The sequence below is a fragment of the Leucobacter soli genome (assembly GCF_042659205.1).
GTDB classification, from domain to species: Bacteria; Actinomycetota; Actinomycetes; order Actinomycetales; family Microbacteriaceae; genus Leucobacter; species Leucobacter soli.
Map to the genome: position 1 here is coordinate 1 of NZ_JBHSRW010000102.1, position 8282 is coordinate 8282.

At 69.3% G+C, this 8282-nt stretch carries 9 protein-coding genes; all 9 read left to right on the plus strand.

Annotated elements, in window-relative coordinates:
* Window positions 1–128: 128 nt before the first annotated feature.
* A complete protein-coding gene (locus ACFPZL_RS07770) occupies window positions 129–1664 on the plus strand; it encodes an aldehyde dehydrogenase family protein (RefSeq protein ID WP_218114531.1) in 1536 nt (511 codons plus the stop codon).
* Window positions 1665–1723: 59 nt separating this feature from the next.
* Window positions 1724–2776, plus strand: a complete 1053-nt coding sequence (locus ACFPZL_RS07775) for an LLM class flavin-dependent oxidoreductase (protein WP_218114532.1) — start codon at window positions 1724–1726, stop codon at window positions 2774–2776.
* Window positions 2777–2780: 4 nt separating this feature from the next.
* A complete protein-coding gene (locus ACFPZL_RS07780; RefSeq protein WP_218114533.1) occupies window positions 2781–3548 on the plus strand; it encodes an alpha/beta fold hydrolase in 768 nt (255 codons plus the stop codon).
* Entirely contained in the window at window positions 3535–3948 is a 414-nt protein-coding gene (locus tag ACFPZL_RS07785; RefSeq protein ID WP_218114534.1) for a carboxymuconolactone decarboxylase family protein, read from the plus strand. The genes ACFPZL_RS07780 and ACFPZL_RS07785 overlap by 14 nt, the downstream gene beginning before the upstream one ends.
* A 43-nt stretch (window positions 3949–3991) precedes the next feature.
* Window positions 3992–5080, plus strand: coding sequence for an extracellular solute-binding protein (locus tag ACFPZL_RS07790; RefSeq protein WP_218114535.1), 1089 nt, complete (start codon window positions 3992–3994; stop codon window positions 5078–5080).
* Between the two features lie 111 nt (window positions 5081–5191).
* Window positions 5192–6070 (plus strand): ABC transporter permease, encoded by an 879-nt coding sequence (locus ACFPZL_RS07795; protein WP_218114536.1) that lies wholly within the window; start codon window positions 5192–5194, stop codon window positions 6068–6070.
* A complete protein-coding gene (locus ACFPZL_RS07800; RefSeq protein WP_218114537.1) occupies window positions 6067–6882 on the plus strand; it encodes an ABC transporter permease in 816 nt (271 codons plus the stop codon). Before ACFPZL_RS07795 ends, ACFPZL_RS07800 begins: the two co-directional genes overlap by 4 nt.
* Window positions 6883–6897: 15 nt before the next feature.
* Entirely contained in the window at window positions 6898–8010 is a 1113-nt protein-coding gene (locus tag ACFPZL_RS07805) for an ABC transporter ATP-binding protein (protein WP_218114538.1), read from the plus strand.
* A gap of 56 nt (window positions 8011–8066) precedes the next feature.
* Window positions 8067–8282 (plus strand): hypothetical protein (locus tag ACFPZL_RS07810; RefSeq protein ID WP_382335035.1); only part of this gene is annotated, 216 nt, incomplete at its 3' end.

An 8282-nucleotide genomic window follows, 5' to 3' on the forward strand; every position in this document is an offset into this window, starting at 1 on the left:
CAGGTCGTTCTCGCAGGTGATGAGCGGGCCGGCGCCGCCTTCGGCATCTACGCCGGCACGCAGGCCGAGGGATCGGTGGCCGTGCTCACCACCCCGCCTCGCTCGCACAAGCGCGAGGAGGAGGCGCGATGAGCCCGCAGCTGCGCAGCGTCCCGAGCGAGGTCGAGACCGGGATCGCCGACAGGATCAGCGCCGCCGGCCTGCCGCTGCTGATCGGCGGCGAGGAGGTGGCGGCCGCCGACGGGCGGACCTTCGCCAGCGTCGACCCCTTCTCGGGGGAGACCTGGTACGAGGCCGCCGATGCCGGTGCGGAGGACGTCGACCGGGCTGTGCGCTCCGCCGTCGAGGCCCAGCGAGCCTGGGCGCTGACCTCGGCCTACGACCGCGCGCGGATCCTGCTCCGGATCGCGGACGCCGTCGAGGCCGACGCGGAGTCGATCGGTGTGATCGACACGCTCGACAACGGCAAGCTGCTGCGAGAGACCCGCTCGCAGGCGAGCGGCGTCGCCCACTCGCTGCGCTACTCCGCCGGCAACGCCGAGACGATCGAGGGGATCACCGCCCCCACGGCCAAGCACACCACGCTCGGGCTGACGATCCGCGAACCCTATGGCGTGATCGGCTGCATGGTGCCCTGGAACTCGCCCGTGCCGCTGATGATCGACACCGCCGCGCCCGCGCTCGCCGCCGGCAACGCCGTCGTGGTGAAGACGCCCGAGGATGCACCGGCCTCGGTGCTCCACTTCGCGAGGCTCGCGGTGGAGTACGGCCTGCCCCCGGGGCTCCTCAACGTGGTCTCGGGCAAGGGTCCCGCAGCCGGCGAGGCCCTGGTGAACCACCCGGATGTCGCGAAGCTCGTCTTCGTCGGCGGCGGCGTGGTCGGCCGGAAGGTCGCCGCGGCCGCGGCCGATCGGCTCATCCCCGTGATGCTCGAGCTCGGCGGGAAGTCGCCGCAGATCGTGCTGCCGGACGCCGACCTCGACAACGCCGTGCCCGGCCTCATCTCGGGCGTGATCGCTGCGGCCGGTCAGACCTGCGTCGCCGGATCGCGCGCCCTCATCCACGAGAGCATCTACGACGAGGTGCTGGCCGCCTTCGCCGCTCGAGTCGGCCGCCTCGCCTACGGCGATCCGCTGGCACCGGCCACCGAGATCGGGCCGCTCGCCTCCGCGCGGCAGACCGAGAGCGCGCTCCGTCACGTGTCGCAGGCGGAGGAGGACGGCGCCCGGCTCGTCGCCGGCGGCGCGCTCCGCGAGACGGGTGCGGGATCCGGCCGGTTCTTCGAACCGGCGATCTTCGCCGACGTGCGACCGGAGCACCGCCTGTTCCAGACGGAGGTCTTCGGTCCCATCATCGGCTTCACCCCCTTCTCCGACATCGACGAGGCGCTCGCGCTCGCCAACGATTCGGCCTTCGGCCTCGCGTCGGGCCTGTGGACGCGGAGCATCGACACCGCCCTGACCGTCGCCAAGCGCATCAAGGCCGGCACGGTCTGGGTCAACACCTACCGGGCGCCCGAGCAGTCGATCTCCTCCGGGGGCTACAAGGAGAGCGGTTACGGGCGCATCGGCGGCAGCCGGGAACTCTACGAGTTCACCCGCGAGAAGACCATCATCATCAACCACTCCGGGACGGTGAACGACCCGTTCGTCATGGGCGGCTGATCCCGCCGCCCCACCAGCGCCCCGACGGGGCACCCGCAGACACTACGAGGGAGTACAAGATGAGATTCGCACTGATGATCGACCTGGGGCGCACGAGCCCCGACACGTCGATGGCGGAGGTCATCCGCAACGTCACCGCGATCGCCAAGACGGCCGAGGAGTCGGGCTTCGAGGCCCTCTTCGTGGGCGAGCACCACGGCCACGAGCGGACGATCGCCCCGGCGCCGTTCACCCTGCTCACCTACCTGGCCGGCCACACCGAACGCATCCGCCTCGGCACCGCCGTGCTCTGCGCCCCCTACTGGCACCCCATCCGACTGGCCGGCGAGGCCGCACTGTTCGACCATCTGAGCGGTGGTCGCCTGGAGCTCGGGATCGGCCGCGGCGCCTACCCCTACGAGTTCGCCCGCATGGCCGGCGGCATTCCGCCGGAGATCGCGCGCGAGCAGCTCGGCGAACTGCTCCCGGCGCTGCGCGGACTCTGGGCCGGCGACTACGCTCACGACGGCACGATGTGGAAGTTCCCGTCGAGCACCTCGACGCCGCGGCCTCTGGACCCCGCGGGTCCGCCGCTGTGGGTGTCGGCGCGCCACCCCGACGTGTTCCGGCTCGCCGTGGAGAACCGCGCGAACCTCATGGTCGCGCCCCTCATGAAGGGCTTCGAAGAGGTCGTGTCGCTGCGCGAGCGCGTCGACGCCGCGACCGCCGAGGTCGACAACGGCTTCGTGCCCGAGATGATGGTGCTGCGCAACACCTACGTCTCCGCGGAGGGCGAGGATCTCACCGCCGCCGCAGAGGCCTACCGCCGCGACTCGGGTACCTTCGAGAACCTCTACAGCACGAACGGCAAGGTCGAGCAGGGCTGGGTGGAGTACATCGATCCGAGCATCAGCGAGTCCCGCAGCGAGTACACGGTCGAGAAGATCCTCGAGAACCTGGTGTTCGGCACGAGCGCCGAGGTGGTCGAGCAGCTGCGCGCCTACGAGGAGGTGGGCACCGACGTCTACCTCTACGACGCCAGCCTGGGCATGTCCCTCGAGGAAGAACTGGCCTCGATCCGGCGTTTCGGCGCCGAGGTCATCCCCCACTACGCCACCGCGAAGGAGAACTGAACCGATGCACACCGAGTACCGCATCGCGCACCCCGAGGGCACCGGGACGCCGATCCTCTGCATCCATGGCGTGGGCGCGTCGATGAGCTCCTGGGACCGCGTCATCGAGCAGCTCCCCGTCGACCGTCCCATCGTGAGCTACGACCTCCGCGGTCACGGGGGCTCCGACAAGCCCGCCGGGCCGTATTCGATCGACGACTTCATCGGCGACGCGCTGGCGCTCATGGACGACCTGGGGATCGCGGTCTTCGATGTCGCCGGGTTCTCGCTGGGCGGGCTCATCGCCCAGGGTCTCGCGCTGAAGGCGCCGGATCGCATCCGCCGACTGGTGCTCGTCGGTACCGTCGCGAACCGGACCGAGGAGGAGCGGGCGCGCGTCGAGCAGCGCTATCAGGAGCTGGCCACCGAGGGGCCGGTCGCCATCGCGCAGCGGAGCGTCGACCGTTGGTTCACGCCCGAGTACATCGCCGAGCACCCCGAGGTGCGCGAGCAGACCCTGCAGCGGATGGCCGAACTCGATCCGGCGGCCTACACTGCGGCCTACCGGGTGCTCGCGACGACCGACTTCGCGGATCGGGTGCACGAGATCCAGGCCCCCACCCTGGCCATTGCCGGCGAGGGCGATGTCGGCTCCCCGCCGCACATGTCGGAGTACATCGTGAACGCGGTGGCCGACGGCCGCCTCGTCGTCATCCCCGGCGTCAAGCACAACATGCTGAGCGTCACGACGGATAGGATCGCGAAGGAGATCACCGCACATGTCGACGACTGAGCCGAATTCCGAGAGCCTCTTCGAGCGAGGCATGCAGGTGCGCCGCCGCGTGCTCGGCGACGAGTACGTCGACGCCGCGATGGCCGAGACGGATCCGCTGACGACCGCGTTCCAGCCGTTCATGACCTCGTACTGCTGGGGCGAGATCTGGACCGATGACACCCTGCCCCCGCGAGAGCGCAGCCTCATCGTGCTCTCGATCACCGCGGCGCTCGGCCGCATGGGAGAGTTCGAGATCCACACGCGCGGCGCGCTGCGCAACGGGGTCACCCCCGACGAGCTGCTCGCCGTGCTGAAGCAGATCACCGTCTACGCCGGCGTTCCGGCCGGCGTGAGCGGACTCAAGATCATGCGCAGGATCATCGCCGAGTTCGAGGCCGACCCTACCCGCACCGAATAGACCGACCGACTACCGTTGTAGAAGATATCGAAGGAGATACACCATGAAACTGTCCATCAAACGGACCATCGGGGGCGCACTCGCGGCGTCCCTCGCGGTCGCGGCCCTCGCCGGCTGCGCGCCGAGCAGCGACGGCGGCGGCGATGGCGGCGACGGCGGTTCGTCCGACGTCACCCTGACGCTCGTCACCTGGGGCGGCACGACGGAGGAGGGCTTCAAGAAGGTCTACGCCGATCCGTTCACGGCGGAGACCGGCATCAAGACCAAGATGGTCAACCCCGTCGACTACGGCAAGTACACGGCGCAGCTCGAGACCGGCAACATCACCTGGGACTGGGTCGATATCGAGGGCTGGTTCGCCTACCAGCGCCAGGCCGACTGGGCCACGATCGATCGCGATGTCGTGCAGTACGACGACGCAGACGTGATCAACCCGCCCGGCAAGGACTACAGCACGATCGACTGGGGCATCCCGTCGCCGTCGTACTCGTTCGTGATCTCGTACCGCACGGAGGAGGCGCAGCACCCGACCACCTGGGAGGAGTTCTTCGACACCGACGCGATCCCGGGCAAGCGCGCCATCTACAACTGGCCGTACGGCATGCTCGAGGTCGCCCTCCTCGGCGACGGAGTGCCCATGGACGAGCTCTACCCGCTCGACGTGGACCGCGCGCTCGCGAAGCTCGACTCGGTGCGCGACGACCTCGTCTTCTGGAACTCGGGCGCCGAGCTGCAGCAGATCCTCAGCACCGGCGGCGCTCCCTTCGCCTTCGCGTGGAACAACCGCGTCGCCGCGCTGATGAAGGAGGACCAGCCGGTCGCGATCGAGTGGGGCGAGAACCTGCAGGACGGCAGCGTCAACACCATCGCCGCAGCCTCGCCGCGTCTCGACGAGACCATGCAGTTCTTCAACTTCATGATGGATGCCGACCGTCAGCGCGATGTCGCGCTCTCGACCGGCTACTCGCCCGTGCTGAAGTCGTCGTTCGAGAAGATCGACACCGACCTGCAGCCGCTCTACAACGCCTACCCGGCGAACCTGGAGCAGGCCGTGGGCACGATCGACCACGACTGGTGGGCCGAGAACTACGACGCGGTCAGCGCCAAGTGGACCGAGTGGGCCGCGGGCTGATCACCGACTGACGGTTGCGGGGCGCGGGCAGGCGCCCCGCAACCGCCCCCCCGGATCGGCTCACCGCCGATCCACCGACGAACCCCATGGATTCGCGAGAAAGTAGTTGACATGACGACCGATCTCCACGCGGTGGTGAGCCGAGCCCCGCGTCGCGACCGACGCGGGAGCATCTGGGCGAACGCCGCCTGGCTCTACGTGCCGGCGCTGCTCATCCTGCTGCCGGTCTTCCTGGCCCCCACCATCCTGCTGCTCTCCATGAGCGTGACCGCGGAGCCGGCCGGTCTCAGCCACTACCAGGAGCTGTTCGGCTCCAACCTGTTCTGGACCGTGCTCTGGCGCAGCGTCGTGATGTCGTTCGTGGTCGCCGCGATCGCGCTCGTCATAGGCCTGCCCTACGCCTCGATCGCGAACTCGGCCGGGCCCAGGATGAGCGCCGTGCTCTACGGCGCCATCGTGTCGTCGCTCTTCTTCAGCGTGATCGTCCGCGCCTACGCGTGGCTGGCGCTCCTCGGGACCGGCGGTCCCGTCATCAAGTTCTTCGAGCAGATCGGCATCCCGACCGAGAAGCTCGCGCTCGTCAACAGCCCGACCGGCGTCGTGATCGGCATGGTCCAGTACGGCGTGCCCTTCATGGTGCTCGCCATCTCCGACGTGATGCGCCGCGTCGACTCGAGCTACGATCGCGCGGCGGCCACGCTCGGCGCGGGCCCGATCACCCGCTGGGTGAAGGTCAAGCTGCCGATGCTCATGCCCGGCATCACCGCCGGCATCACCATCGTCTTCGTCACGACGCTCGGCTACTTCATCATTCCGTCGATCCTCGGCTCGCCGCAGCAGATGATGATCGGCCAGCTCATCAGCCAGCAGGTCGGCACCACCATGAACTGGGGCATGGGCGCTGCGATGGCGAGCGTGCTGCTCATCATCACGCTCGCCATCGTGCTCGTCATGCAGTGGGTCGGCAAACGCATCGGGAGGCAGCAGTGAAACCCAGACTCGCCACGCGCGTCGTCGGCATCATCTTCGGGCTGCTCGTCGCCGCCTACCTTATCCTGCCGGCGCTCGCCGTCGTGCCCATGGCCTTCTCCTCCGGCATGTTCCTCGAGTTCCCGCCGCCCGGCTACTCGATGCAGTGGATCGTCCGCTTCTTCGAGGATCCGGAGTGGGTGGCGGCGCTGACACGCAGCCTGTGGGTCGCGGCGGCCACCGCCGTCGTCGCCGCGCCGCTCGGCACGCTCGCCTCGTACGCGATCCTCACCGCGAGCCCGCGCCTCGCGCGCATCAATCAGCCGCTCCTGATGCTCCCCATGATGGTGCCGGTGGTCATCTCGGGCTTCGGGCTCTACCTCGTCACGCTGCTCTTCCGCGTGCAGGGCGGCCTCTGGCTCGTGGTGCTCGCGCACATCGGCCTCGCGCTGCCGTTCGTCGTCATCACGGTGACCGCCTCGCTGCGCACCTTCGACTTCCGGCTCGTCCGGGCGGCGCGCGTGCACGGCGCCACCGCGCTGCAGACCTTCCTCAAGGTCGTCGTGCCCGTGATCGCGCCGGGCATCGGCGCCGGCGTGCTCATCGCGCTGATGGTCTCGCTCGACGAGGCGGTCGTCGCCCTGTTCGTGGCCGGCGACTACGAGCCGACGCTGCCGGTGCGCATGTTCGGCAGCATCACCTACGAGCTCAACCCGCTCGTACCCGTAGCCGCGACCGTGCTGACGCTGTCGACCTTCCTGCTGCTCGGCGGCGCGCTGCTGCTGAACACCATTTCCAAGCGTCGCACCGGTGCCGCGCTCAAGTTCGGATAGTCCAAGGAGAAACCGATGACGACCACCATCCCGGCACCCCTGCACGACCTCGCGGGGCCCGCGGCGAGCCTCGATCTCGTCGATCTGAGCAAGCACTACGGCGACGTCGTCGCAGCGAACGAGGTGAACCTCTCGATCAAGCCCGGCGAGTTCGTGACACTGCTCGGCCCGAGCGGATCGGGCAAGAGCACGACGCTCGCGATGGTCGCGGGGTTCGAATCGCCGACCTCCGGCCAGATCTTCCTGAACCAGAAGGACATCACGCATCTCGTCACGCACAAGCGCGGGCTCGGCATGGTGTTCCAGGGCTATGCGCTCTTCCCGCACATGACGGTCTTCGAGAACGTCGCCTTCCCGCTGCGGCTCCGCAAGAGCCGCGACACGGACGTGCGGGCCCGAGTCATGGAGACCCTCGAGGCTGTCTCGCTCGAGCGGTTCGCCGACCGCCGCCCCGCCGCCCTCTCCGGCGGTCAGCAGCAGCGCGTCGCGCTCGCCCGAGCGTTCGTGCACCGGCCGCCGATCCTGCTCATGGACGAGCCGCTCAGCGCCCTCGACAAGAACCTGCGGGAGCAGATGCAGGCGGAGATCCGGCGCCTGCACCAGGAACTCGGCACGACCGTGCTCTTCGTCACCCACGACCAGGAGGAGGCGCTCGGGCTGAGCGACCGCGTGGTCGTGATGCGCGACGGCGAGATCTCCCAGGTCGGCACGCCCGAGGAGATGTACGAACTGCCGCGCAACGAGTTCGTCGGCAGCTTCCTGGGCGCCGCCAACTACCTGAGCGGATCGGTCCTCGAGGAGCGCGACGGCATGGTCGATGTGCGTCTGGATGGCGGCGGCGCGATGCGCGGCCGCTCGGCGGCGTCGCTCGGCACGGGCACGCCGGTCAAGGTGCTGCTGCGCCCCGAGGACGGCGTGGCCGCTCTCGGTTCGGGTGTCAACGAGGTGCGGATCCGTCCCACCGAGCTCGTCTACCTGGGCGAGAGGATCCGCGTCGGCGCCGACTTCATCGACGGCGGAGAGGGCTTCTTCTGGGCCGACCACGGCTCGGTGTCCGGCATCGACCTGGGGCGCGAGACGACGATGGGGTGGCCGATCGAGCGCACGGCGGTCGTCCCGGCCGGTTGAGCGGTCCAGCCGCGTCGTCGCCCCGGTAGACCGAGGCGTCGGCGCCGCTGGCACTGGTGCTGGTGCTGACACTGGCGCTGGCGGGCGCGTCGGCGGCGGATACCCGCGCGAGACTGTACGGGATCGTCGGGACTGCATGTTTCTGCGGCACGATCCTGTACCGCGTCGACGATCCCGTACAGTCTCGAGACCGGCAGCCGTGCAGCGGGCGCCGCACGCCCGGCTGCCGCCGCCTGATCATCGCCCGCCCGGAGGCGCCGGCCGCTCAGGCC